Consider the following 24775-nt stretch of genomic DNA (forward strand, 5'->3'; position numbering starts at 1 on the left):
GCGGCTGGTAACTGCAGCATTGTCTGACACAACTTTTATTGTATCAACCACAGGTAATGTCTGGACAACCCCTGAGTGCTGCGTGAGTGCATCTGTAACTTTACTTTCCGCATTGCTTGGGTGCGGTAGTAACGGACAATACGCAATGCGTTGTAGGCGGTGGTAACTATACCTTAATTATGAGGAACACTGGAAAGGTGTAGCTCTGCCTGTAATATATCCTCAGCTGTGGTGATTTTGAAATTGTTACGGCTCCCCTCAACAACCGCAACTGACATCCCGCACTCCAGCATGACTGATGAATCATCCGTGAAATACTGATAGGGGTTTGTGCGGTGCACCGCGCTGTGGCACGCAAGCACATCTCGGTATGTGTACACCTGCGGAGTTTGTACTATACGCGCAGTTTCCCGATCTACACTTCCCACTATGGTATTGTCTGACACGACTTTTATTGTATCAACCACAGGTAATGTTTGGACAACCCCTGAGTGCTGCGTTAGCGCGTCTGTGACTTTACTTTCTGATATTGCTTGGGCAAATGGACGGCATGCATCGTGGATTACCACAATACTGGGCTTCATGCCATCCAGGCTTTCTAAGCCTATGCGTACGGAATCTTGCCTTCTATCGCCCCCATATACCGGAGGCAGGAGCCTGTCTGCAATCGCCGAAGGCAGAGATTTTATGGCATTTTGGTAAAATACGTCGTGCCCCTCTCTTATGACAACCCTCACCTTGTATATGTAAGGCGCGAATGAGCTAACAATGGAGTACCACAACACTGCCTGCTTGTGAATTTTCACATATTGTTTGGGTAACCCAGCAACGCAGAGCCTACTACCCTCTCCAGCAGCTACAACAACCATCACACAACTGCGCATATAGGAGGAAGGTAAAAGAACAGGCACCAATGGTACACTTGTTTGGGGCATTTTCCAAGTAAGTTAAATATAGCCCGATAGTAAGGCTTTTAAGCATTTTACTACTATATCATTGATGGCAACTGAAAATTGTAAGCCTTAATCTTTGTTCTTGTTGATACATACACACCACTATGTTAGCTTGACGGTGCAGCACGTGGTTGCACCTTCTTGGTGTAGGTGTCCATAACGCTGCATGAAAAGGTGCCGTTCAGAGGTTGCGCGCGCAATGCGTACGCTTGTTGGACTGTTTCCTACGTAGATCCTGTGTAATCCACTGAGGTTGATGACGCACTGCTCATCAAGCAAGGGGGTTGTTCTTTTTGTTGTGTAATTCAAAACATGGGGGGGTTTATGCCTTTAAAACAGCAGACTACCGATGACTCTGATCTTGAGTCGGAAAAAAACTCACGCACCAAGGGTACCGAAGAGTCCGACAACAAGCATCGGCCTGCAGGAAAAGGTAAGGCAGAATCTCGAGATGGTAGCGCCAACCAGGATTATGGTGCCGACGAAAATCTCACGGCACTCAAAAGTCGCATCACCGTTCTACATAGGAAATTGGTACGCCTGGAGAGCGAACTTGCACGATGTCAGGACGCACAGCATGAAGCCTTCAATAACTATGTGGCATTGGCGCATCATGTCCAGAAAGTAACAGCACCCGTAGTGCTGTGTGTCATGGTGCTGATGTTTTCCATATCAACCGCAATACTCGTCCGAAATGCGTTGAAAATTTCTAAGGCCCTTGCTCCGGGTTTTTTCCGGGGAGTGGGAGCGATATTTACCGGCCCGTATCCATTAATGCTCAAATTCGCATTTGCCATGGTTCTACCCCTACTGATCGGGATAATTTGTTTGGGGCTGCACATAACACTTAGAGGGCGCAACTACAGGAGGGCCCATACGGCTGCAATAGACACTTTGATGAAAAAGTACGAAGCATGCCATGAGGTCCAAGCAAAAATTTCACACGGCAGGCTCGCCCTACAGGCCGCTGTAGTGTCTGTTGCAGATGCCAGCATGAAACAACTACAGTTTGTGCAGCAGGGCATTCTTATGTGTGTCGGGGAGCTGGACGACATGCAGAAGTTCCGGGTACGGCTGGACAATGAAATCCTTGCGATCAACCGGCGGATTCCCGGCCTTGTTGAGGAGATCAAAAAACACACCGACGACGCGCTTGAGTGGAATCTTGCCAGAACCAAGAGCATTCTAGAGAGCACTGAAGAGCGCCTGCAGGATATGGGTAATGAGCTGGTGCGCTGTCTGGATGACGCCCGTGCTCTTATCGAAGCGGCGCGCACAGCCGCGGGAACGATGCAGAACATTGTTGATGACGCGGTGAAGAAACACCTTACTGAAGTGCTGCAGAAAGTTGCAGAAGTGAGCAACGGCTTCCTGGCCCTTCAGAAGAGTGTATCTGACTACCTGGAAAAGAGTAGTGGGCTTGTCGCACGGGAGGTAAAAGCGATATTAGATGACCGTATGCGAAGCCTGCGTACCATGTATAACATATGGAACGTAGACAAAAACTCCGTGGTCAACGTATGCTGCCTACTACAACAGGCGCAGAGAGAAGCTGTTGCAATTGCAAGTCATATCAGCGAATACGACGCAAACACTTTTCGAAAAACGCCTCATTATAACTTGCTCAAGTACCAGGTTGCTGACAGTCAAGGCAAGAACAAGGAATACCTCGTGCATAGTAAAATAAAAGCGATGGCTGGTGAAATAGAAAAAGTTCTGCCAAGTATATCAAGCATAATAGCGAAGAAGAGCGGGCACACCAAAGAGGATATTGTAAAGTGTAGAGACGCGCTGCGCCAACTTGATCGTAAGCTATTCGGCGACAGAGCGGTGTTTGCAGACGAAGCTGAGTATACTGCTTTTATACGTGCAGCAAGTAATGCTACAAACCTCCCTGAGGGTGTGGAAACATTGCCGGCCCCATTACAAAGGGTGAAGAACTTTATTGAAGCGCAGGATGGGTTTTTTGTGTATCTCCCGTACCTAATGACTTCTGCTATGGCCATCGATCACATGAAAAACTCCGTTGACCAGATGACTGACGTGTGCACACGGCTTGAGTCTATAGCGAAAGACATCTGTCCTGACGTGCGAGGTAACACCGCTCAGCCTAGTTCCGAGATTGATGGTACTTCTGTATTCATGTCAGGTCTGCAATTTCCCGGCTTGGCCACTAATGCTTCCGCTCAAAAGGCGACACCTCAACCGCAGCTGTAAGACTCGCCTTCCACTCCCCAAGCCTGTGCTGCACGCCAGCATCGCTTAGCCCTAGTATGGATGCCGCAAACACGGCGGCATTTGCCGCCCCCGCTACTCCGATAGACATAGTAGCGACCGGGGTGCCTTTAGGCATTTGTACTATAGACAACAAGCTATCCAGGCCATTCAAACACTCGCTCTTTACGGGCACACCTATGACAGGAACGCTCGTTAGCGAGGCAACCATCCCCGGTAAATGCGCCGCCCCACCCGCGCCGGCTATTATAACTTTGATTCCTCTCGTGTGCGCAGTTTTCGCAAAATCGTACAGCCTGTCTGGTGTTCTGTGGGCTGAGACTACCATCACCTCAAATTCAATGCGCAGCTCATCCAAAACCGACGTCGCAGCGCTCATGGTGGGAAAGTCAGACTTGCTGCCCATCACCACTGATACCCGCGCGCCGCTCTTACTCACCCTGGGTCTTTCCCGAAGTTATAGAGTCCATAACTGCCCGCAGTGCCCGTGAACTGGTGATATTGCCGGAAGGGGCGCTGCCACCGCCGAGTACCGATATGTATGGTATTCGCCCATCAAAATACACACCCTTGCCAGCCAATGCGTAGGCAAGTTTGCTGTGATATGCGGGAGACACGTTGTACGGGACGAAGTTTATTTGTTTTTGGGACAACAAAAACCCAGCGAGTTTTTCTTTGTTGGTATCCAGAGAAATAACCATGGGTTCCACGTCCTTGTACGCACCAATAATCCCTATAACTTCGGGCATCTTCTCCACACAGTTGCTGCACCACGAGGTGTATAGCACCAAAAGTGTGGGACCTGCCCCTATTTTTGACATCAGACCATAAAGGGCCTCGTCAGAGTTGATCTCCTGAATTTTTATTGAGGACCGCTCCAGCTCCCGCTCATAGTCGTGCACACTGCCGATGAGTATGAATGATGCAACTGCGAGTATGCAAAACGCAGCTATGAAACACTTGTTGTATAGTACCTTGGGAACCATAAGCGCACCCCGCACAAGACCCTCACTTGCCACAATTATGAACTTCAAGGAGGCAACTCACAAGGTTTTTATCAGTTCGGATATGGCACCAGGCTGTGGGTCATTACTTGAAGATATAACAAATCGAGGTTTTGTGTTATATCACCGTGGGTGTTGTATTGGTGTGGTAAGCGGGTTGCTTTTTAGCGCTGGGGAGGTGTGTGATGTCCAAAATACGCGTTTTACTGTTGCTGGATGTGGCTATACTGCTGCTCGTCGGTTTTGGAATCCAATACTCCTCCGCTGGCGGGCACTGGCACCCTTTTGCCAAGCACCACATGTACGTTTGCGCAGTGTGTATACCTCTGTCTATTGCGGCGTCATTTGTCAGTGTAAAGTCGTATATGAGGTACTCATACTTGGCGTACGCCGGCGCATTTTGCCTTTTGTTGATGGTACACGTTTTTGGGCATTCAGCCATGGGTGCAACCAGGTGGCTAAAGGTGGGTGCCTTTGGCGCGCAACCATCGGAGTTTGCCAAGGTCTCCCTGATCCTCGCCTTGGCCCGATATTTTCACTGCAGAAACCCACACCGATCTCTAAGTTTACGCAATTTTACTGGGGGGATGATAATCACCCTGCCGCTGGTGCTTTCGGTGTCTAAGCAACCCAACTTGGGTACTGCGGGTATCATGTTCCTCATGGCGATGCTTATGATGTTTGTTGCTGTTGCAGATAGGCGATACATGGCGTGGTTTTTGTCTCTGCTGTGTGCAATGTCTCCCATAGTGTGGGGCATGCTGCACCATTATCAGAAAAACAGGCTGCTGTCCTTCTTAGACCCTGGGCGTGACCCTATGGGTATGGGGTATAATTCTTTGCAATCACAGATAGCCATAGGTTCCGGTGGAATGTACGGCAAGGGCTTTGCGAACGGTAGCCAAACCAAATTGGGTTTCTTACCCGAGAAGCAGACCGATTTTGTTTTTCCGTTTTTAGCGAGGAGCACGGATTTGTGGGCGTGATTTTGCTGTTCGCCCTGTACAGCATGTTGGTATACACCAGCTTATACGTTGCCTTGTGTGCGCGCTGCAACTTCAGTAGGCTAATGGCGGTGGGGATCTCTGTGTTTTTCATGCTACACCTCTTCATCAATGTAGGCATGGTCACCGGAATTTTGCCCATAGTTGGGATTCCGCTGCCGTTTCTGTCATACGGGGGGAGCATTATGCTTACGAGTATGGTGCTTGTGGGCATACTTGCAGCCGTTGCTCGGGAGGCCCGTACTCCCTAATGCAGCTAATATGGGCTTGATACTTTCTTCCTATGATGTAGACTTGTCAAGTCTGTTGTACTTGGTGCTAAATTATGGCTCAGACGCTTACGAGGGCTCGGCTTGCTGACGAGATTAACAGAGAAATCGGTATATCGCGCGAGGATGCGCTAGTACTGGTTGGGGAGATACTTGACGAGATGGTGTCGTCCCTGGTCAGAGGGGGCCTGTTAAAGATATCTTCGTTTGGCACATTCAAGGTGATAAGAAAGAAAGAGCGCATTGGCAGGAACCCAAAAACTTTGGAGCAGTTTATAGTGAAGGAACATAACACCGTTACGTTTTGTCCATCGGTAACGATGAAGCGCCTGATCAACGGCGAAGAATCGTGACCACTGATCTGCAAACCCGGAGTGAAGCGGACGAGGTTCGCGAGAGGGTTTTTTGCACCATTAGTGACGTAGCGAAGGAGGTTGGCGTAGAGCAATATGTGCTCAGGTTTTGGGAGAGTAAATTTCCACAGATTAACCCAATCAAGCGGCGCGGAAGAAGGCTGTACGACAGGCAAAATGTTGCCATTATCAAAAAAATTAAGCACATGCTTTATGACAGGGGGTACACCATAAGAGGTGCGCAGCTGGAGCTAAGGCGCAAGCAAAGCATGTCAAAAACTGTGGCGGAAGGGAGTGACGGCCTGATTCAGCTATTGCGTCGCATGACCGAAATGCGGGACATGCTGATCAAAAAACTAAACGGAATGTAGCGCAGCCAGGTTAGCGCGTCAGTCTGGGGGACTGGAGGTCGTGGGTTCGAATCCCGCCATTCCGACCAGTATGTGTTTGCCTGTTCGGGGCTACATGTTGTGGGTCTTGTAGTTTATCTCTAATCTGTGGGCAATCCGATTATACCCGAGTTGCTGCGCTGGTATATCTGGGCCAGGCTCCCCGGTTGCGTGTATCCCGCTAGGAATGCAGATGGAGAGCCCGGCTTCACCTATTGGCGACGTTAAATAGGCTTATGTAAACTAAACCCAACTGAAGATATTTGCGGCTGTGGGTATGATGTCTGTGTCTTCCTCTGTGTACACATCTTCCACAACTACTTCAAGTGCAGATTCTTCTGGTTGCGCTGAGGTTTTGCCTACCTGCTCACCCTCTGTGCGGATTTCCTCACCTAAATCTGCCAGGTCCTCTACCACGGGAGAGTGTGCCACCTCTTGTGCTTGCTCTTCCTCATCGCTGTCGTTATTACTAGCAGGTATTGCGGCTTCAGAATCCATTGCAGGCTGCACTGCTGCAGAGCCATTCACGCTTTCTGGAAGCTGGTCCTGTGTGGTTGTTACGTCCGGCTGGCTGGCTTCCAGTGCCTGTTGTGTATCCGCAGTCTCATCGGAATTTGCAGTTTCAGTTGGAGCCGAAACTTCTATTATGGGAGCATCAACCACTTCCCGCTGTGATGTTGCTATTTCTACCACACCTTCATCCTCATCAAAATTTTCGTCTGTAGCGTCATCAACAGCTTCTCCACGCTGCTGCATAGGTGCCCCATCGGTGCTTTGCGCGGGCACGCTATTTTCTGCTAGTTGTAGCTGGCCACCATCTATAACAACGGAGCCTGCATATTTTGAGCCCTCTTCCGGTGGCAACAATTGGCCGTCACATCCTAATAGTTCCAACAATGGGGGGATGTCAAAAGCTATACTTGCTGTTTTTTGGTCGAAGTTTATTGTAAGCTCATGGGCGTGGGTTCCCATAAAACTGGCTACAGTGGAGCCGTCTCCTCTGACAAAAACTACCTCACTGTGTCTAGGGGAGTCTGCAATGTGGGAATAAACCTGCAGGTCCTTGCCGTGTATGGAAAAGTCATCACTGGAAATTGACACATTGTCATGTGCGTTTATGTCTGAAAAAGTCACAACAGCCGTGCTTCCATTAAGCGCGTCGTATACGTAATCGAACATTGTGGTACCTTAAATATTGAATGGGTGTTAGTGTTTGCGCAATTGCTTTGGTGGCATGTCACTAGAACAGTTTCTAAGCTGAGGCACTGCTACCACTGCAAATCTTCATCCTCGTCGAAAAAGTCATAATCTGCCATTGTGTATACCTGTACTTGGACCTCAGGGTACATTTGGCTCATCACTGGAAGAGCCTGCAGGGGATTTATGGAAAAATGTGCCTCGAGCGATTTTTTGTCTGAAGCTATATTTAACGCGATGCCTGTCAACGCGGAGTTATATATATCAGCTGTGACTTCGCCGTCCCTTCCCAGTACTACATGGCTTGTGCAATAACTCATAGGCTCTTGCGCAGGTGCGTTGCAGTGCTGTAGTGGGCTATGGCCAGCGAAAATATCACCGTTAGTGACAACCACGTGTCCGTCACTTACGGAAAAATTACGAGACAAATCAGCGTCGTCTATGCGAAACGCTAGATCGTAAGTATTGTCGAAATCAAACATAGTGCGTCGGCCTTTAATTTATTAAAACCGCGGGGATTCTAGAGAGGAGGAATTAATCTTGAGTTAACAGCGCTTTTTTCGTGCGTAACGCAACTTTGCCTGGCAGAAATAGCACCTCACTTACATGTGATGAAGGACACGCGTCCCATTCAACTGCTGACACACGATTGCATGCTTGCCTGTATTGTGTTACAAGTGACGCGGACGGATGGCCGAGCGGTTGAAGGCACCAGTCTTGAAAACTGACGTACGTTAGCGCGTACCGTGGGTTCGAATCCCACTCCGTCCGTTTTGTTCTCTAGTGCTGCTGGCTTGGAGGTGTAGTTTGACGGACCCTTTTGGATTGAGTCCCGGCAGCGTACTACACTTTATAGGCATTGGGGGCATCGGGATGAGTGCATTGGCGATGGCTACCCGCGATTGTGGTTACACGGTGCAGGGGAGTGATACATCTACATCCCCGATGGTGCAGGCCTTGTTAGACAAGGGAGTCCACGTAATGCCGGACCATAGAGCAGACAATGTGCAGAATGCAGACGTCGTGGTATACTCCAACGCAATTAAGGACGACAACGTTGAGTTGCAGTCTGCAATTGCTGCGGGCAAGCTCGTTTTACGCAGAACGGAGCTGCTGTCCAAGGCGTTAGGAGCAGGGCGTACCATAGTCGTATCTGGCTCGCACGGGAAAACCTCAACGACCGGCATGATTGCCTCCATAATGGAACATGCAGGAATGGATCCTACGGTCTTTATCGGTGGAATTGCCTTCCACTATGGCAATAACTACAAAATGGGGGCCGGGGAGTGGGCTGTAGTTGAGGGCGATGAATCGGATGCCGGTTTTACGGAGCTGCCCTGTGAAATAGCTGTGGTGACAAATCTTGAGTGGGAACATCCGGACAAGTATTCATGCTTGGAGGCCTTAGAAAGGGTATTTTCAGATTTCCTGCGCAACGTAAAAGCCGGTGGGGCCTCTGTTATGCCGAGCAGACTGTCTTTCACATTGGGCAATGGTGCAAAGTGCAGCAAAATTACTTATGGCCTTGAAGGTGGTGATTTGCGTGCTTCCAATACCACATATATGGGTGATGCCACGGTGTTTGATATAGTGGGATTGAATGGAGAAGAGATTTGTTGTGGTGTGCGGCTGCCAGTACCGGGGCGCCACAACGTGGAAAATGCACTCGCAGCGGCTGCAGTGGCCAAGCACATTGGTGTTGGTTGTAACTACATAAAGGCCGGGCTAGAAGGCTTTATGGGCGTTGGCAGAAGGTTTGAAATTATCGCCAATGTTGGGGGCGTTACATTTGTTGATGACTATGCACACCACCCCACTGAAATAGAAGCCTCGAGAAACGCGGCCAAGCTATCCACAACTAGCGGGCGGGTGATCGGCATATTGCAGCCACATAGATTCACCAGGGTTCAGCACTTTTTCAAAGACTTTACAAGCGCGATTTCCAAGTTTGATTATCTGATTTTAACTGACGTATACCCTGCTGGTGAGGAGGTAATATCGGGTTGTGAGAGCCTAGACATTGTGCGCGAGATAAAAAGCCGCGGGTTCGACCAAGTCGTACATGCGAGTACGCCCGATGCAATCACAGATATCGTTGCTTCCGTTGCTCAACCGGGAGATGTAGTAATAGCAATGGGAGCCGGCAGCATAACGGGCATAGTACGTTCTGTTGCCAACGCGTATATGGCTCATCACAGCGTGCGCTGCCAAACAACGCAAAACTATGCATAGCCTGGCTGCCCTTTTCCTGACTATTTTTACCGCACCAGCCCTATGATTTTTTTGATCTCCACAATGTGCTTGCCGGCTAACTCCCTGGCCGCACCATTTCCCGTAGCTATTATTTTGTCCACGTATGCAACATCACGTACCAACTCCCTTATTTTTTCTCTTATGGGGGAAATTTCCCGCACCAATAGGCCTGCCAGTGCCTCTTTGAATTCTTTAGTGCCACTAGCCGCAAACTCATTACACACTTCTGCTTTAGTCATGCCAGAGAGCGCCGCAAATATATTGACCAAGTTGTGCATTTCGGGCCTCTCATCGAGGCCTTCTAACGATAGGCCCCGTATGCTATCTGTTGTGGCACGCATGATTTTTTGAACTATGCTGTCATCATCATCATCAAGATTGATGCGTGCAGCATCTGACGCGTCAGATTTACTCATCTTCTTCTTGCCATCTCGTAGGCTCATAATTCTTGCTGAAGAATCAAGGCTAAGCGGCCTTGGAACGGGGAAATAATCCACCTTGTGCATAGCATTGAATGCCCTGGCAATATCTTGGGTAAGCTCGATATGCTGCATTTGGTCATCACCCACGGGTACCAAGGTTGCCTTGTATAGCAATATATCAGCCGCCATAAGCACTGGATACCCGTACAGCCCCATGTTCGGTGTGCTACCGCTCCGGCTTTTATCTTTGAATTGAGTCATACGATTAAGCCACCCCATGGGGGTGACACATCCGAGTATCCAGCAGAGCTCAGAATGCTCGGGTACCGAAGATTGCACAAATAGCACAGATTTTTCCGGATCAATGCCGCATGCTATATACGTGGCCAGTAAACTAATCGCCCTAGAGTGCAGTGTGGCCGTGGCCGCGTTTCCTGCGGTAAGCGCGTGAAGATCCACTACGCAGAAAAGGCACTGATCTGAACCTTGCAAGCCCACCCACCTGCGTATCGCACCCAGATAGTTGCCTAAGTGCGGTACACCACCACTAGGTTGGATACCAGAGAATATCACCCCTGCTCGCTCGATGTTTTTGATACTATAACCAGCGCTGGACGCAAGACTTTTGTCTGAATTATATACCCAGCCTGTACAACTTCCAAAACCGTGCCAGCGGGCTTACTATCGTCAACAGCCTGGGTTACCGCTTTGTGAAACCTTGGATCAAACTGCTCGCCCAGGGGAGAAACCCTCGACACGCCATGGCTACTTAGCGTGCTCATGAGGCCATCCCACGTCATCTTAACGCCAGTATGCACGTTGTCATCGTCGCTGAGGTTTTTCAAGGACGCTTCTAAATTGTCACACGAGGCGATTAAGTCACGCACGAAGTCAGAAATGGAAAGTGTTTTTGCCTCTTCTACCTCTTTTTGAACCAAGCGCCTAAGGTTTTTGCTATCCGCAACGGCTAGGCGTAGCTGATTGCGCAAATGCTCAACTTCGGCCCGGAGCTTTTCTAGCTCTAAAGAATCAGCAGCCACCCTGTGCTGCGCCTTGCCACCCACACCAGCTGCAAACTTCCCCGCGGGGCCTTGCTTCCTTCCCGCAGTAGGGTCGGGTCCGCCCTTTTGTGGTGCTCCAGCACCCGGCCCGGCCGGTGTGGCGCCCCCCTGCTGTTCGGGATCAACGCGTCTCTCTTCAGCCATAGCTCAAAAACTTTTACACACGAACCTTAGGAGTATATAGTAATTTTGTGTGTACATTTCAAGAGTAAAAGCAACACCCAATGTTCGACGACGAGAGATTCATGTCCATCGCGCTCAGACTTGCGCATAGGGGGTTAGGCAATACATATCCAAACCCAACTGTAGGGTGTGTTGTGACCAACAGCGCCGGCAGTATTGTGGGTAGGGGATGGACAGCCATGGGAGGTCGGCCCCACGCTGAGGTTGTGGCACTCAAACAGGCCGGGGAAGCGGCAGCTGGGTCTACTGTATACGTTACGCTAGAGCCGTGTTGCCACCACGGGCAAACTGGGCCGTGCACTGCCGCGCTCATCAGTGCAGGGGTGCGCAGGGTGGTTATAGCCGCGCTCGACCCCGACAAGCGGGTGTCCGGCAAGGGGGCTAGATCTCTTGCAGATTCTGGTGTGGAAGTCAAACTTGGGGTGCTGCAGCAACAGGCTGAGGAACTTAATGTGGGATTCTTCTACAGTAAGACCAAAAGGAGGCCGTTCATTACGGTAAAGCTGGCAACCACACTTGACGGCAAAATTTCTCTGCCGAATGGCAGTGATCGGTGGATTACCAACGAGCTGACGAGGAAGTGGGTACACAAACAAAGAGCCATGCATGATGGAATCATGGTGGGTAGCAATACTGTGGTCGCTGATGATCCCATGCTAGATTGCAGGCTTCCAGGCTTGGAAGAGCACTCTCCGATCAGGATAGTAATAGACCGCTCTGGCAAGTTATGTTCACATCATAAGGTTGTTGCTACATCTGATGTGGTGCCAACATATATTGCTACAGATAACGACGACCATAAAGCACTGCACGCTGTGAGATACCTCAGGATATGTGAAAGGGGTGACTTCCTTGCAGGCACCATGAATGCGCTTGCAGAGGAATTGGGAATAACCAGGTTGTTTGTTGAGGGTGGAGGTGTGCTGGTTACTGAGCTTCTTAAAAGGGGGTTGGTGGATCAGTTCATTTGGTGCAGAGCAAACAGAGTGTGCGGAGAGCAGGGCGTTGAATCTATATTGAATCTCAATGAGCTTCCGTCCGGACACTGCCACTTCTCCAGGGTAAAAACCCTAACGTTTATGGAGGACACCGTGGATATCTTTCAAGTTTTGTTTGCCAATGAACACAGCAACACTGCCGTGCCCGTTGAGGCATAGTGATGCGCACTGGTCGCGCGTGGCCGCAGGGCATGCTCGGCATGTATGGGCTTTGTGATAACTTCTCCAAGTTATAAGCAATGCCGCGAGTCATGAACCTCGGCGCGTTTAGTAACAGATCTTGATGAATGCTGCAAAGTGAAGGCGCAACCAAGTGCCAGCATCTTTATGTTGGCGCAACACCAGAAACATAGCATCAAAAGCCAAAATTGGGAATTCCATGCCCCGAGCCACTATATTTTGACGAAAATTCTTGCTGCGGCACTACGCTATGACACGACGCTACTGCCGGGAACAAGTATGGCAGCAGCCGACACCGATTTATGCATAAACCCGCGCTGCTTTATCTGCAGCACATTTTGCACAAAAGATGTAAACAATGGGTGCGGCGCAAACGGACTGGATTTAAACTCTGGGTGGAATTGCACGCCTATGAACCACGGGTGTGACTGCAATTCCAGTACCTCCACCAACCCGTGCGAGTCTGACATGCCGGTGAAGGATAACCCGTGCTCCTCCAGGACATTTTTGTACTGGGGGTTGATGCAGTAACGATGTCGGCATCGTTCGTTGATTACCGTACTGCCGTACACAGACGCAACTCTAGAATCTGCGCTCAGACGGTATGTGCACGATCCTAACCTCATACTACCGCCCAAAAGATATTCTCCTTCGCCCTTTTGCAGCCATGGCAACTCGACAACAATCGGGTTTTTGCAGGCCTGATTAAATTCTGTGGAGTTTGCATCTTCAAGCTTCGCAACATTAAGCGCAAATTCTATGGCGGCAAGCTGCATTCCCATACATATTCCTAACATGGGGATGCCATTGGCGCGCGCGTAACCTATTGCTAGGACTTTTCCATCCACTCCATCATCACCAAACCCGCCAGGGATGAGCACCCCGTCCACATCATGCAAGTCAGACTCCCTTACCGGTAGACGGGAATCCACCCACTTTACTTGTATTTTGATTCCACTATGCATACCCGCATGGTCCAGCGCTTCTGTGAGTGACGTGTAGGCGTCTAGGAATTTTGTGTACTTGCCTATAATTGCTATAGTAACCACATTCCGTGCGTTGTTGACCATCGTGAGTACATTTGCCCACTTGGTTAGGTCAGGTTCTGGAGCGCCCATCCCAAAGTGGCTGAGTATTTGTGTATCAAGCTTATGCGCATGATACATAACTGGTAACTTGTACATGCTTTCTACGTCGAGCGCGGGGATTACGTTATCTGCAGAAACGTTACAGAAGTTTGCTATTTTCGCGCTCTGGTATTGTGGCAGCGGCTCCGCACTGCGGTATAGTATTATGTCTGGCTGTATTCCCAAAGAGCTCAACTCCTTAACCGAGTGTTGCGTGGGCTTAGTTTTCAACTCCCCAGCAGAACCTACGCAGGGTACCAGGGTGAGGTGTACAAAAATTGTGAAGTTTTTACTCAGCCTGTAGCTCACCTGGCGTATAGATTCGAGAAACGGCTGACTTTCGATGTCACCAACGGTACCGCCTATTTCACAAATTATGAAGTCAGCCCCATCGTCATTACTCAGGATGAAAGAGATTATAAGGTCCGTTACGTGCGGGATCACCTGCACAGTGTGGCCCAAATAGTCTCCACGCCTTTCCTTGGCAAGCAACTGCTGATATATCCTCCCAGCGGTTATGTTGTCTTCCTTTGTGGTGTTGACCCCCGTAAACCGCTCGTAGTTTCCCAGATCTAGATCGGTCTCGCCGCCGTCATCGGTGACAAACACCTCCCCATGTTGTGCAGGGCTCATAGTACCCGGATCTACATTTAGATACGGATCAAGCTTTCTAAGGCGCACCCGAAAACCACGGGCCTGAAGTAGCGCACCTATAGAAGCTGCAGCTAGCCCTTTCCCCAGCGAGGATACAACCCCGCCCGTGACGAATATGAAGCGCGCGCTACACACGTCCCCTATTGACATAAACTCCTAAGCTCACTCAAAAGGGACCTCACTGCCGTTGGACTCCTGCCCAGATACTGCCTCAGTCTTACTAACAACAGAAACCTCTCGAACACGTCTTGCGTTAGTGCCCACAAGTAATATGGTGTTGACTATGAAGGCAGCAGCCACGACCGCAGTAAGCTTGGCTATAAAACTAGAGGAGGAACTCTTACCAAACATTGAGCCAAGGTTACACTGAGGGCCACCAAACCCCCCCAGGGTATCAGACTCAGGAGACTGCAGTAACACCAGCAGAACCAGCAGAAACGCCAGGAACACCTGCGCGGCTGTCAAAAACATAAGGCAAGAGACAAACGACACCTGCGGAGGCTATACCATTTGTGCACTTTAGTCAAGAAATTGTTCCATGGTGCGCCATGATTGCGGCGTCCGTACGCAGCATATTTTGCAAAACCCATGCAGCTCGCTATGCGCTGAGTTATGCTCGGATGCCGAGACTTAATACGTGTACACTAGGTTAATTGTGTTGCGCGCATGCCGGGGTTGCCAGTCTCTTGTCAGTTGATACCGTCGATACAGTTGATACAGTTGACATTGGGGTTTTTAAACTTAACATCCGTGTATGCGGTTTGTCGGAGCCAGATGAAGATAAAGCTGAATAGGAGACGCAAACTCGTCCTGGTGTTAGTGGGTGGGTTTGTGCTGTGGTTACTGCACTACTACAGAATGCGCGAAGGCGCGCGCATGTTATCCGCAGAAGAGCGCAGGGAGATAGTGCTGGAGCTGCATGAGTGACGAGCGCCACCTAGACGCGTTTCTTGAGTCTCTGTTGTCGGGTAGATGTGTTTCTCCAAACACTAGCAGTAGTTACAGGTCTGACCTGGAAAACTTGGCTGAGTTTTTGGGCAGGCGCAACCTCAGAATGGTAGACGCCAGCGCTGCAGACCTGCGCGCATATGTTAGGAGCCTCAACAGCAGAGGCTATAGCCCCGCGACTGTGGCCAGGAGGATCTCTGCGATCAGGGGGCTGTACGGCTTTTTGTATGGTGACCGAATAATCGATGGAGACCCTGCAGCTAATTTGGACTCCTGTAAACTTGGCCGCCCCCTGCCTAAGGTGTTGACTGTGGACGAAGTGGACAAGTTGCTTTGTGCAGCCGGGTCTGATTTGTCTGTGGAAGGGAGGAGGACCGCAGCCATAGTTAACATACTATACTCTTCAGGTGTGAGGATTTCAGAGCTCATAAATTTGGGCTTCTACGATATAGAGTCAATGCTAAAAGAGCAGCGCTCAGATGTGGGACATTTGGTCATCAAAGGGAAGGCAGGTAGGGAGCGCCTCATTTTGCTGAATGAGGTTGCAATCGCCAGCATAGTCGCATACCTAGCGGTGAGGGACCACTTTATCGTAGGGCAGAAATCGGAATCTAGGTGGCTATTTCCCGGCGCAAAGTTTGACCAATGCATTAGTAGACAAAGAGTTGGACAGTTGCTAAAAGCACTGGCAATTGTTGCGGGGGTTGACCCAAAGCGGATATCGCCACACAAGCTCAGGCACTCGTTCGCTACACATTTGCTAAATAATGGGTCCAACGTAGTCTTCATTCAAAAGATGCTGGGGCACGCAAGCTTGTCCACAACCCAAATCTACACTTATGTCGCGAATGACAGGCTCAAGGAAGCTCTGCAAACGTTTCACCCATTTGCAAAAAGCCCTCCTAAGTAGCGCTTGCCGCCTTGCGTAGGCCATAAGTAGTTGTCCGTTTTTACATCAGCGCAGGGTAGCGTACCACCTTTCCCGCGCGGCAGTTTGCCGCAGCACTCATTAATGTGTTGGTAGATCATCCGTGCAGCATTGCGCCGTGTGTTACTATCTGGGTATTCTGCCGTACGTGCGGCCGGGTGGCGGGAGACTTTGCATTTCTATAACTCGGTTAGCATTCCCCCGCTTAGGGAGAGGACACGGTCGGTTTGCTTGGCTAGAGTGCGATCATGGGTTGCGACGAGCCCGGCAAGGTTTTTCGCTTTGACGTGTTTGTGCAGTACAGAAAATACTGCTTTGGACATTTGCGGATCTAGGCTGCCTGTGGGTTCATCTGCAAGTATTATGGTGGGGGAATTCACGATTCCCCTTGCTACCGCAACCCTCTGCCTTTCACCACCAGACAGCTCTGAAATTCGGCATCCGGCCTTGTCTTGCAGCCCCATTTCTTCTAGTATTGCAGCCGCAACACTTTCCGCGGTGCTCGCGCCGTGGCCCAGGATTCTTTGGGGCAGCATTACGTTTTCTAGCACTGAAAACTCCTGCAGCAAATGGTGGAACTGATACACAAACCCCATGTGCTTTCTACGCATCATGGTTCTTGTCTTGTCACTTGCCGGGGCACACACCGTCCCGTTGAGCACCACAGTCCCGGAGGTTGGTACCTCAAGCAGGCTTGCTATGTGTAGTAGGGTGCTTTTACCGGAACCGGAACTTCCAATCAGAGCCGCGAACTCCCCGCGTTGTATTTTTAGGTTTATGTTTGACAGAACACATACGCGATTGCGCCTCCCGTAGCACTTGCTGACGTCGAGGATTTCTAGCACCGTAGTCATGAAAAACCGGAAGAGCCATGCAGGTAGCCAGTATACTCATTGTAGCCGCTGTATCAACTGCCACAGGAAGCGTAGTCTAGTTAACGTTTGCGCGAAGGCATGCAGCCTGAAAATTCGTGCTAAGTACGCACATTCCGCATTTAAACTATTTTCACATACTGCCACGGTTATGAACGGCTGCTGGCGCGTGGGTAGGCGGCTGATTTAAAAGTTGCTAGTGGGAGTAGCGAGGTGTATACCCTATCCGTTTAATGGTTAACGAGCGATTTTATGGGTGATTTTTCAGAAAGAGATAGGGAGGCGCTCGAATTTCACTGCAAAAGGAGGCCGGGTAAGGTTTCCTTGTTGCCTACTAAACCACTTATGACGCAGGGTGACCTTTCGCTGGCTTATTCCCCAGGCGTCGCCGTGCCATGCCTGAGAATCGCCTCCGATCCTGACACGGTGTATGACTACACCGCCAGGGGTAACTATGTTGCTGTGATCTCCAACGGTACCGCAGTTTTGGGGTTGGGCAACATAGGCCCTCTTGCATCCAAGCCAGTTATGGAAGGTAAGGCAGTTTTGTTCAAGCGGTTTGCTGATATTGACGCCGTTGATATAGAAGTCGACACAGAAGACGTAGAAGAGTTCATAAATGCCGTGAAGCATCTGGGCCTCAGTTGGGGCGGCATAAATTTGGAGGATATACGCGCTCCTGAGTGCTTCATCATCGAGAGGCGCCTTGGCGAGCTGATGGATATTCCCGTATTCCATGATGACCAGCATGGCACTGCCATTATAACACTCGCCGGAATCATAAACGCGCTGGACATCACTGGGAGAAATCTCAAGAGTGTTAAGATAGTCGTAAATGGTGCGGGTGCCGCGGGTATAGCGTGCGTAGAAATGCTAAAGTTTGTGGGCATCCCCAACGATAACATAGTGCTGTGTGACCAAAATGGGGTGATATACAAAGGGCGGCAGCTCGGGATGAACGAGTGGAAGCTCAAGCACGCGATCGAGACTAAAGAGAGAGATTTGAAAGACGCCATGAAGGGGGCGGATATCTTTATCGGACTGTCTGTGCGCGACGTTTTGAGCAAGGAAATGCTGCTCTCCATGAACAAAGACCCAGTGATTTTTGCGTTGGCAAACCCATATCCGGAAGTAAACCCAGAGTTTGCGCGGGAGGTGCGCCCAGATGCCATAATAGCCACTGGCCGCTCAGATTACAGCAACCAAATCAACAACGTAATGGGCTTTCCCTACATATTCCGCGGGGCTTTAGATGTGCGGGCAAAGTCTGTAAACAATGAAATGAAACTAGCTGCGGCTGAGGCTTTGGCTATGTTGGCAAGAGAAGTGGTCAGTGATGAGGTTTTGGAGGCCTATGGCGGGCGCGGAATGGGCTATGGCAAGGAATACATAATTCCAACTCCGTTTGACCCCAGATTGCTGTCCGTGGTCTCTCCCGCAGTTGCGAAGGCCGCCATAAACTCCGGAGTTGCAAGAAAAAAAATTGACGATTGGGACCGCTACGCTCTGGAATTGAACTCCAGGATTTCACCCACCTCTAACATTTTGAACCTCATGTATGGCTCAGTAAAGAGCTCTCCAAAGCGCGTGATCTTCCCTGAAGGCGAAGAGGTGCGGGTAATTAAAGCCGCGCTGCAGTGGTACGGGCAAGGTTATGGCACGCCAATACTTGTAGGCAGGGTTGATAAGATCAAAGAAAGCCTTGACCTGATAGGGGTAGATTCCCTCGAGGGTATTACCATCGCAAACGCTGCGATTTCCTCTCGCAATGACGTATACATAGACTACCTGTACAGTAAACTTCAGCGTATGGGGCGCTTGCACCGCAGCTGCGTCAGGGACGTCAAGACGGACAGAAACGTTTTTGCCGCATGTATGCTCGCATGTGGCGATGGGGATACTTTAGTCACGGGTATAACTCGAGGATACAGCGAGTCACTCTCAGACATTCGCAAGGTAATCGACGCGCGAGGGGAGGTATTTGGCCTGTCAGTTGTGGTCATGGAGGAGCGCACGCTATTCATTGCTGATACAGCCATAAACGAACTTCCCACCGCGCAACAACTGGCCGATATAGCAATTAAATCTGCCGCGGCCGCGCGGAGTATGGGGCATGAACCCAGGGTTGCTTTTGTCTCATTCGCAAATTTTGGAAGTCACTCTCAAAAGGAATCTGATCGGGTGCGGCAGTGTATGGACATTGTTGCAAGCTGTAACGTAGATTTTGAGTATGATGGTGAAATGTCGGTAGATGTTGCGCTGAAGCCCGAATCGCTGTCTATGTACCCCTTTTGTAGGTTGAGCAAACCTGCAAATGTTCTGATAATGCCCAGCCTATACAGCGCGAGCATATCTTCTAAGTTGTTGCGAGAAGTTGGCGGGACGACCGTTGTTGGGCCAATTCTCATGGGCATGGAGAAGCCGGTGCAGATCGTTCAGATGACCGCTTCGGTGTCGGAGATTCTCAACCTTGCAGTCCTCGCCACGCTTTCGCACCCCATCTAGCCGGTTTTCCGGTTGCAACGGGCTAAACTGCATGGCTCTACGCGCTGTCATGGCCCTGGTGGCGCGTGGGGCATTATGCGTTCTGGCGTAGTGCTGCGTCAGATGCGTCCCAAAATGAGTGGGGAGCTTTTACTGGGACCTTTATATATTCTTAAGCTGTTTGGTGAATATAAGTGGGTGATGCTTTCGGTATACCGATGAAGTTTTTGGGGCGCTTATGTTGTTGTGTGCTAGTTGTATTTGCAGCGCTGGCGTTTGTACCCTACCTGGTGGATTGGAACGCCCACTATGGCGAGTATGTTTTTAAACAGTTGGGTGCGGCCACAGGCAGTAGTGGCGCGGTAGTTAAGGCCATAGGGAATATTGAGGGCAGTCTGCTGCTTCCAAAACTTACGGTTCGCAACCTCTACGTGGAGTGCAGTGAGGACGCCGCGGGTTGCGCTGGTACACTCTCGATCGATCGCATGGAACTCAGCGTTGACCCGTTGTCGATACTTATGGGTGAACCGAAAGTGCGCACAATTAGCCTGTACGGGCTGCGTACCAGCGTTGGGGGCCTGGTCGGCATGGTGGGCTCGCAGACCAAGAGCGGTCTCGGTCATGTGCGGATTTTTGATTCAGCAGTCGTGACAGGTGGGGTCGTTGGCGCTTCCGCATCTGCATACAATACAGTGCACGTGAAGAGTGCAACGATAAAATCAAGCGGCAGCGCGCTGTTCGGTGATGCTGTGCTCAAGATAGGTGGTACTAAATACCTCCTCTCTTCAAAGTTAGAACGCAGTGCGGCTGGTAGCACAGTCAAGGTAGAGCTGCACTCCCCTAATACAAGCATGGTACTAAGTGGCAATGGTGCCGGTCAGGGCTTGTTTGATGACTTTGGCGCCAGGTTTGAGGTCAAAACTGAAAACCTTTCTGAGTTGGCACAAACCGTGGCAGTAGTTACAAATTACAGGCTCCTAGGCTCTGTTGCCTCCGCTGAGGAGATGGTACTGTCTGCAGGAATCAAGGCTGCGAAGGGCAGCGGATTCGAAGTGAAAGACCTTACCATGCAGAGCAAAAGCATTTCCGGAACCCTGGAATTGGCGTGCACTTATGCGCCTTTCTGTACAACGTCCCTGAATTTCTCCTCCATTGATCTAGACGCCCTGTTCCCCGAAGGTCTAGGCACCGAGCAGGATGCTTATTATGCAGATTTCCAAAGCAGCGCGGAACGCTTCTCCGTCGTGCCATCGTGGTTGGATGCTACAGTCGGGCTGGATGTGAGAGAGATAAACTACAGAGGCGGCGTATCGAGAAATCTTGTGGCTGCAGTTTCGGTCAGGCAGGGCAGGATCGCAGTTGATCGATTGTTGCTCGATCTGCCGGGTAAAAACAACCGTCTGAGCGTTAGTGGGGTAACTTCAGAAGATGCGGGCAGCATAGTGCCCCGGTTTGTCGGCACTCTTAGCGCTCAGGGGGACGATGCCGACACAATCGTATCCTGGTTACTGCCGCTACGTGCAGATGCGCACAGGGCACAGGGTAAGAAGTTTGCTCTCACGGGTAGCCTGTATGTGGCCCCTCGTATTTTCTCTCTGTTGGGCGCAAGAATGTACGCAGGTGGTGCCCACGCATACGGGAATGTAAAGTACAAATACGGTAAACGGGGGGGTGAGGTCATAGGTGATGTGACCATGAGCAACTTTAGTGTTGGTGGCTACAGCTTTGATGAAGACTTCGACGTCAAGCGCGACGTCATGAACTTCACGTGGCTGAGAAGTGTCAGTTGTCCGGTCAAGCTTGCGGTTAGGCTGCAGAATTTTGCGGTGAACTCTGGGTTTGTCAAGGAGCTGAGCTTCCTGGCAGACCTATCGCAGCACAAAGTGAGCGTCGAGAAGATCAGCATGCGTGCGGTTGATGAACACGACAGTCCGTCTGACTTGGAAGGACGTGCAAGCGTTGCTCTCAGCAGCCGTGGTATGCGCCCGAAGGTATTTGTGAGCCTCAAAAGCGCTAGGTACAGCGATGCTTTCTTGCGGCTTCCCAAGTTTGTGGAGCGCACCGGGGCAGATGTGCATGCTGATACCGCAAGCAGCTCTCCCCGGGGGGAGAAATCGGAGAAGTTTTTGTGGTCAAGTAGACCCATAGATCTTGCCAGCTTTGAGGGCTTAGATGGCAGCATTGAGGTACACGTTAAGGAATTGTTTTTCGGCGGCCGGATGCTATCGAATTTTACATGGCTTTCCACCCTGAAAGAGGGCGTTATGTCCATGGACAAGCTACACTTTGCCCAGGGGAAGAGCGGCACAGTGGATATAAGCGGTAATATCGGTATGGGAGAGGTCTCTTCCTTGTCCCTGGTCGTTTCTGCATCGGACGTCTCGATCGGGGATGTAGAACAGCAAACAAACTCGTCACAAACTTCGAAGGTGAGCGGGCACGTTAGCGTAAGTGGCAGCATTCAAACGCAAGGAAGGAGCATGCTCGAACTTGCCAATGCCCTAAAGGGCAAGATAAAATTCGCGGCTAGGGGGCTGGACATTGGTGGTGTAGACTTAAACGGGTTTATTGAGGATTTGTTCGCAGCTGAGAGCAAATCTGAGGTCGCATCCCTTGCGCGCGTACATCTTTACAGAGGCAGCACACTCTTTGAGACGCTGGATGGGGAATCCCAGATAGATCAAGGTTCTCTCGCTTCATCTCTGCAATTTAAAATAGGTAACGCAGCTGGCTCCGCATCTGTCAACCTTTCGGTCCCACAACTCGCTGTCATTGCGCTGTTCAGATTCTTCTTCATCCCTCCAGAGAGCGAGTCCCCCGTGCATATGGATATGCACCTACAAGGGTATGTATGGCAGCCAAACCCCACGTTTGATATAGATAGCCTGTACGAAATCGTGAGGAGCAACAGATAGGCCCGGTAAATTTGCTATAAACCTGGCTGAATTACGCGCTGCGAGAAAGCAGAGTTCCATAGGGCCTTGCTTGCAGACGCTTGCAATGCTGTGGTGGTCTGGGTAGGCAATACCGTAGGTTGTAATTATCGCCGCCATGCGGTTTTTCAAAGTATGTATTGTAAATGTTACGCTTTTGGTATAAGGATGCAAGGTGCCTTTGGATGAAAGGGAAATCGCGTGATTGGCGCCTTAAAGGAGCATCTGGTTATTTTGCAGGTGATTGTGCCGCTACTGTCGGCCGTTGTGTGCTCTTTGCTGCGCAACAGAGTTGCATGGGCGCAAGCTATATCCTGCGGAGCGGTTGCTTTGTCCTTCTTTACAGCCCTAGCGCTGTTCGTTCAGATTAGTAGTAGTGGCCCAGTTGTGTACCAAGTGGGCGGATGGGGCCCTCCTTATGGGATAGAGCTGCGAGTCGACTTGCTAAGCGCGACCATGCTGCTCCTGGTTGGGTTTATCGGCATCATGAGTGTGATCTATGGCGTATATCCCAGCCGCAGGGAACTTTCTGCAAACGTGGTCCCCAGGTTTTATGCCGCGTTCCTGCTGGCGTTTGGGGGCATGCTTGGGATACTAGTCTCGCATGACGTGTTCAATGTTTACGTATTCTTGGAAGTGGCATCCATATCCTCTTACGTTTTGGTCGCTGTGGGTGATGACAAGCGCGCAGTTTCCTCTGCATTTGAGTATTTAATCATGGGCACGGTGGGTGCAACTTTTTACCTGATAGGCATCGGGTTTCTATATGCCGCCACCGGCACACTGAATATGGGGGACATGTTTGCGATATTGCAAGAGATCCCGGTAAACAGGGCCGTGCAGGCGGGGGTTTTGTGTGTAATGCTGGGTTTGATCGTAAAAGCTGCGCTGTTCCCGTTTCACGGCTGGATGATAAAGGCTTATTCAGCCTCACCTGCATTTGTTACCGTATTTTTATCTGGCACGGCTACGAAAGTTATGGTGTACCTAATAATAAGGGTAGTGCACAACGTCTTCGGTACCAGACTAGTGTTCACTGAGCTGCCTTTCGGCACCGCTCTGTTAACCTTGGCCGCAATTGCTACGGTACTCACTTCTGTGATTGCGGCGCTGAGCAGAGATATGCGGGATGTGCTTGCATACTCGAGCGCCTCTAATATTGGCTGCATCATTCTCGCAGTTTGCATAAACACATACTCTGGGCTTGCCGCCGCTGTGGCTTATATGGTCAATCACAGTATCGTAAAGTCTGCACTGTTCATGGTTTCTGGGGGTATAGCGTATCACTTTAACAAACGCAAAGTCAGCAGTAAGTACTTAAGCCTAAGCAAGGCCTTGCCGCATGTAACCTCTGCTTTTGTCCTGTTGGCGCTCAGCTTGGTCGGCATGCCGCCCACTATAGGGTTTGTGGCGAAATGGCACATGCTCAGTTCGTTTATGGATGCACGCGCCTTCACCGGACTGGTGGTTTTGTCGGTTGGCTCTGTATGCTCCGTGATATACACATGGCGCGTGGTGGAGCATCTGTATTTCTCTTCCCGAATGGTGGAGAGCTGTGCTAACGACATAGCCCTGAAGACGCCAAGGGCTATGACTCTCTGCATTTGGATTATGGCATTTTTTGGGTTCATAGCCGGGGCCTATCCGCTACCGCTCACTTCAATTTCTGAGCAAATAGCGGCGGACTTATTATTTCACCCGAACAACCCGCTGTAATGTTCAGGTGCAGCCTACCTGCCCCTTCCCCTGTTGGATGACACAAAAACTTGGGATACAGCCTCCACCCCGATGACGCTCTTCGGGAGCACAGCGGTAGCACCGTGCTTCATATATGGCGAAAACTGCCGCTGAGGCGGCTTAGTACTACTGGTTCTCTTGAGGACTGCGCTGGCACTCCCCCAAGGTGCACTGGATTTCTCTCTTAAATCCCTGTTCCGTTTTCCAATCCAAGCAGTAAACTGATTGACCGCGTAGGTCAACAGGACGTACAGGACTATTCCAAAAACGGCAAGAAACAATACACCTGTAAAACTAGGCATGACACACAACCACAAACAACACACAACGCAGCGGGGACGCCCGCTAAGCTTTTCATGGCATAACCACCACCGGGACATTGTACAGTAACAGTGGACGAAAGTAAATCTCCCTTCATTGTGGGGCCCTGCAGATGGCAACTATAACTTAATATTTAGGGGCAACCCAGCCCAATCTGCTACCACCTCTGCACCATCACTGCCTACCGGCATCTCAGCCCAACTTGGCACGACCACCACCTCTGCACCATCACTACCCAGCAGCACCTAATCTTCTATCGGTTACTTTGGG

21 protein-coding genes, 2 tRNA genes and 1 pseudogene are annotated in these 24775 nt (G+C 50.5%); 13 read left to right on the plus strand and 11 right to left on the minus strand.

Annotated elements, in window-relative coordinates; all coding sequences use genetic code 11:
* Positions 1-173: 173 nt before the first annotated feature.
* A complete protein-coding gene (locus tag GAC_RS00385) occupies positions 174-869 on the minus strand; it encodes an IspD/TarI family cytidylyltransferase (protein ID WP_010269128.1) in 696 nt (231 codons plus the stop codon).
* A gap of 408 nt (positions 870-1277) precedes the next feature.
* Here GAC_RS00385 and GAC_RS00390 point away from each other — a divergent pair, with 408 nt between their 5' ends.
* Positions 1278-3170 (plus strand): hypothetical protein, encoded by a 1893-nt coding sequence (locus GAC_RS00390; RefSeq protein WP_181005423.1) that lies wholly within the window; start codon positions 1278-1280, stop codon positions 3168-3170.
* Here GAC_RS00390 and purE read toward each other — a convergent pair.
* Together purE and GAC_RS00400 are read right to left on the minus strand one after the other, a co-directional pair.
* Positions 3127-3594: a 5-(carboxyamino)imidazole ribonucleotide mutase gene (gene purE / locus GAC_RS00395; RefSeq protein WP_010262250.1), complete on the minus strand. Its 468-nt coding sequence runs from the start codon at positions 3592-3594 to the stop codon at positions 3127-3129. The genes GAC_RS00390 and purE overlap by 44 nt on opposite strands.
* A 25-nt stretch (positions 3595-3619) precedes the next feature.
* Entirely contained in the window at positions 3620-4222 is a 603-nt protein-coding gene (locus GAC_RS00400) for a TlpA family protein disulfide reductase (protein WP_010262269.1), read from the minus strand.
* A gap of 155 nt (positions 4223-4377) precedes the next feature.
* On the opposite strand from GAC_RS00400, the pseudogene rodA reads away from it, so the two are divergent.
* The 4 genes and pseudogenes from rodA (at position 4378) to GAC_RS00415 (ending at position 6257) form a co-directional block, all read left to right on the plus strand.
* Positions 4378-5447, plus strand: a pseudogene (gene rodA, locus GAC_RS00405) (rod shape-determining protein RodA).
* A gap of 74 nt (positions 5448-5521) precedes the next feature.
* The gene (locus tag GAC_RS00410) at positions 5522-5818 is read left to right on the plus strand and encodes an integration host factor subunit alpha (RefSeq protein ID WP_010262280.1); all 297 of its coding nucleotides are present in this window, start codon (positions 5522-5524) and stop codon (positions 5816-5818) included.
* Complete coding sequence (locus GAC_RS05340) at positions 5815-6189, plus strand: MerR family transcriptional regulator (RefSeq protein ID WP_010266757.1); 375 nt, start codon at positions 5815-5817, stop codon at positions 6187-6189. The genes GAC_RS00410 and GAC_RS05340 overlap by 4 nt, the downstream gene beginning before the upstream one ends.
* Positions 6180-6257: transfer RNA gene (locus GAC_RS00415), tRNA-Pro, on the plus strand. The genes GAC_RS05340 and GAC_RS00415 overlap by 10 nt, the downstream gene beginning before the upstream one ends.
* A gap of 193 nt (positions 6258-6450) precedes the next feature.
* On the opposite strand, the gene GAC_RS00420 is transcribed toward GAC_RS00415, so the two are convergent.
* Positions 6451-7386 carry a hypothetical protein gene (locus tag GAC_RS00420; RefSeq protein WP_010266761.1) on the minus strand — a complete coding sequence of 312 codons (936 nt, stop codon included), beginning with the start codon at positions 7384-7386 and terminating at the stop codon, positions 6451-6453.
* An 89-nt stretch (positions 7387-7475) separates the two neighbouring features.
* Entirely contained in the window at positions 7476-7886 is a 411-nt protein-coding gene (locus GAC_RS00425) for a hypothetical protein (protein ID WP_010262291.1), read from the minus strand.
* 202 nt (positions 7887-8088) lie between these two features.
* On the opposite strand from GAC_RS00425, the gene GAC_RS00430 reads away from it, so the two are divergent.
* Together GAC_RS00430 and murC are read left to right on the plus strand one after the other, a co-directional pair.
* Positions 8089-8175 (plus strand) — tRNA-Ser (locus tag GAC_RS00430).
* Positions 8176-8211: 36 nt separating this feature from the next.
* The gene (murC, locus tag GAC_RS00435; RefSeq protein WP_037348963.1) at positions 8212-9636 is read left to right on the plus strand and encodes a UDP-N-acetylmuramate--L-alanine ligase; all 1425 of its coding nucleotides are present in this window, start codon (positions 8212-8214) and stop codon (positions 9634-9636) included.
* 26 nt (positions 9637-9662) lie between these two features.
* Here murC and trpS read toward each other — a convergent pair whose 3' ends face one another.
* Together trpS and GAC_RS00445 are read right to left on the minus strand one after the other, a co-directional pair.
* Positions 9663-10652 carry a tryptophan--tRNA ligase gene (trpS, locus tag GAC_RS00440; protein WP_010266766.1) on the minus strand — a complete coding sequence of 330 codons (990 nt, stop codon included), beginning with the start codon at positions 10650-10652 and terminating at the stop codon, positions 9663-9665.
* Positions 10649-11284 carry a nucleotide exchange factor GrpE gene (locus tag GAC_RS00445; protein ID WP_010262299.1) on the minus strand — a complete coding sequence of 212 codons (636 nt, stop codon included), beginning with the start codon at positions 11282-11284 and terminating at the stop codon, positions 10649-10651. The genes trpS and GAC_RS00445 overlap by 4 nt, the downstream gene beginning before the upstream one ends.
* An 80-nt stretch (positions 11285-11364) precedes the next feature.
* Between GAC_RS00445 and ribD the strand changes: the two genes are divergently transcribed.
* Complete coding sequence (ribD, locus tag GAC_RS00450) at positions 11365-12480, plus strand: bifunctional diaminohydroxyphosphoribosylaminopyrimidine deaminase/5-amino-6-(5-phosphoribosylamino)uracil reductase RibD (RefSeq protein ID WP_010262304.1); 1116 nt, start codon at positions 11365-11367, stop codon at positions 12478-12480.
* A 269-nt stretch (positions 12481-12749) separates the two neighbouring features.
* Here the strand turns inward: ribD and GAC_RS00455 are convergent, their stop codons facing one another.
* Both GAC_RS00455 and secG read right to left on the minus strand, forming a co-directional pair.
* A complete protein-coding gene (locus tag GAC_RS00455) occupies positions 12750-14432 on the minus strand; it encodes a CTP synthase (RefSeq protein ID WP_010266777.1) in 1683 nt (560 codons plus the stop codon).
* 12 nt (positions 14433-14444) lie between these two features.
* Entirely contained in the window at positions 14445-14753 is a 309-nt protein-coding gene (secG, locus tag GAC_RS00460) for a preprotein translocase subunit SecG (RefSeq protein WP_010262310.1), read from the minus strand.
* Between the two features lie 303 nt (positions 14754-15056).
* On the opposite strand from secG, the gene GAC_RS05755 reads away from it, so the two are divergent.
* On the plus strand, positions 15057-15209 hold the full coding sequence (locus tag GAC_RS05755; RefSeq protein WP_010262314.1) for a hypothetical protein: 153 nt from the start codon (positions 15057-15059) through the stop codon (positions 15207-15209).
* A complete protein-coding gene (locus GAC_RS00465; RefSeq protein ID WP_010269150.1) occupies positions 15202-16140 on the plus strand; it encodes a tyrosine recombinase in 939 nt (312 codons plus the stop codon). The genes GAC_RS05755 and GAC_RS00465 overlap by 8 nt, the downstream gene beginning before the upstream one ends.
* Positions 16141-16337: 197 nt before the next feature.
* Here the strand turns inward: GAC_RS00465 and GAC_RS00470 are convergent, their stop codons facing one another.
* Complete coding sequence (locus tag GAC_RS00470) at positions 16338-17012, minus strand: ABC transporter ATP-binding protein (protein WP_012658791.1); 675 nt, start codon at positions 17010-17012, stop codon at positions 16338-16340.
* Between the two features lie 270 nt (positions 17013-17282).
* Between GAC_RS00470 and GAC_RS00475 the strand changes: the two genes are divergently transcribed.
* From GAC_RS00475 to GAC_RS00485, 3 genes are all read left to right on the plus strand, one after another.
* A complete protein-coding gene (locus tag GAC_RS00475; RefSeq protein WP_012658792.1) occupies positions 17283-19535 on the plus strand; it encodes an NADP-dependent malic enzyme in 2253 nt (750 codons plus the stop codon).
* A 173-nt stretch (positions 19536-19708) separates the two neighbouring features.
* On the plus strand, positions 19709-22429 hold the full coding sequence (locus tag GAC_RS00480) for an AsmA family protein (protein ID WP_012658793.1): 2721 nt from the start codon (positions 19709-19711) through the stop codon (positions 22427-22429).
* A gap of 219 nt (positions 22430-22648) precedes the next feature.
* Positions 22649-24163 carry a proton-conducting transporter transmembrane domain-containing protein gene (locus GAC_RS00485; protein WP_010266785.1) on the plus strand — a complete coding sequence of 505 codons (1515 nt, stop codon included), beginning with the start codon at positions 22649-22651 and terminating at the stop codon, positions 24161-24163.
* A 14-nt stretch (positions 24164-24177) separates the two neighbouring features.
* Here GAC_RS00485 and GAC_RS00490 read toward each other — a convergent pair whose 3' ends face one another.
* Positions 24178-24486: a hypothetical protein gene (locus GAC_RS00490; RefSeq protein ID WP_010266788.1), complete on the minus strand. Its 309-nt coding sequence runs from the start codon at positions 24484-24486 to the stop codon at positions 24178-24180.
* Positions 24487-24775 lie beyond the last annotated feature (289 nt).

The organism is Anaplasma marginale str. Florida (assembly GCF_000215485.1).
Classification (GTDB): domain Bacteria; phylum Pseudomonadota; class Alphaproteobacteria; order Rickettsiales; family Anaplasmataceae; genus Anaplasma; species Anaplasma marginale.

Excerpts from the sequence above, each read along its gene's own strand:
- GAC_RS00385 (WP_010269128.1), bottom strand. The coding sequence starts at position 869 with ATGGTTGTTGTAGCTGCTGGAGAGGGTAGTAGGCTCTGCGTTGCTGGG.
- GAC_RS00390 (WP_181005423.1), top strand. The coding sequence starts at position 1,278 with ATGCCTTTAAAACAGCAGACTACCGATGACTCTGATCTTGAGTCGGAA.
- purE (WP_010262250.1), bottom strand. The coding sequence starts at position 3,594 with ATGGGCAGCAAGTCTGACTTTCCCACCATGAGCGCTGCGACGTCGGTT.
- GAC_RS00410 (WP_010262280.1), top strand. The coding sequence starts at position 5,522 with ATGGCTCAGACGCTTACGAGGGCTCGGCTTGCTGACGAGATTAACAGA.
- GAC_RS00420 (WP_010266761.1), bottom strand. The coding sequence starts at position 7,386 with ATGTTCGATTACGTATACGACGCGCTTAATGGAAGCACGGCTGTTGTG.
- GAC_RS00425 (WP_010262291.1), bottom strand. The coding sequence starts at position 7,886 with ATGTTTGATTTCGACAATACTTACGATCTAGCGTTTCGCATAGACGAC.
- GAC_RS00445 (WP_010262299.1), bottom strand. The coding sequence starts at position 11,284 with ATGGCTGAAGAGAGACGCGTTGATCCCGAACAGCAGGGGGGCGCCACA.
- ribD (WP_010262304.1), top strand. The coding sequence starts at position 11,365 with ATGTTCGACGACGAGAGATTCATGTCCATCGCGCTCAGACTTGCGCAT.
- GAC_RS00455 (WP_010266777.1), bottom strand. The coding sequence starts at position 14,432 with ATGTCAATAGGGGACGTGTGTAGCGCGCGCTTCATATTCGTCACGGGC.
- secG (WP_010262310.1), bottom strand. The coding sequence starts at position 14,753 with ATGTTTTTGACAGCCGCGCAGGTGTTCCTGGCGTTTCTGCTGGTTCTG.
- GAC_RS05755 (WP_010262314.1), top strand. The coding sequence starts at position 15,057 with ATGAAGATAAAGCTGAATAGGAGACGCAAACTCGTCCTGGTGTTAGTG.
- GAC_RS00465 (WP_010269150.1), top strand. The coding sequence starts at position 15,202 with ATGAGTGACGAGCGCCACCTAGACGCGTTTCTTGAGTCTCTGTTGTCG.
- GAC_RS00470 (WP_012658791.1), bottom strand. The coding sequence starts at position 17,012 with ATGACTACGGTGCTAGAAATCCTCGACGTCAGCAAGTGCTACGGGAGG.
- GAC_RS00475 (WP_012658792.1), top strand. The coding sequence starts at position 17,283 with ATGGGTGATTTTTCAGAAAGAGATAGGGAGGCGCTCGAATTTCACTGC.
- GAC_RS00490 (WP_010266788.1), bottom strand. The coding sequence starts at position 24,486 with ATGCCTAGTTTTACAGGTGTATTGTTTCTTGCCGTTTTTGGAATAGTC.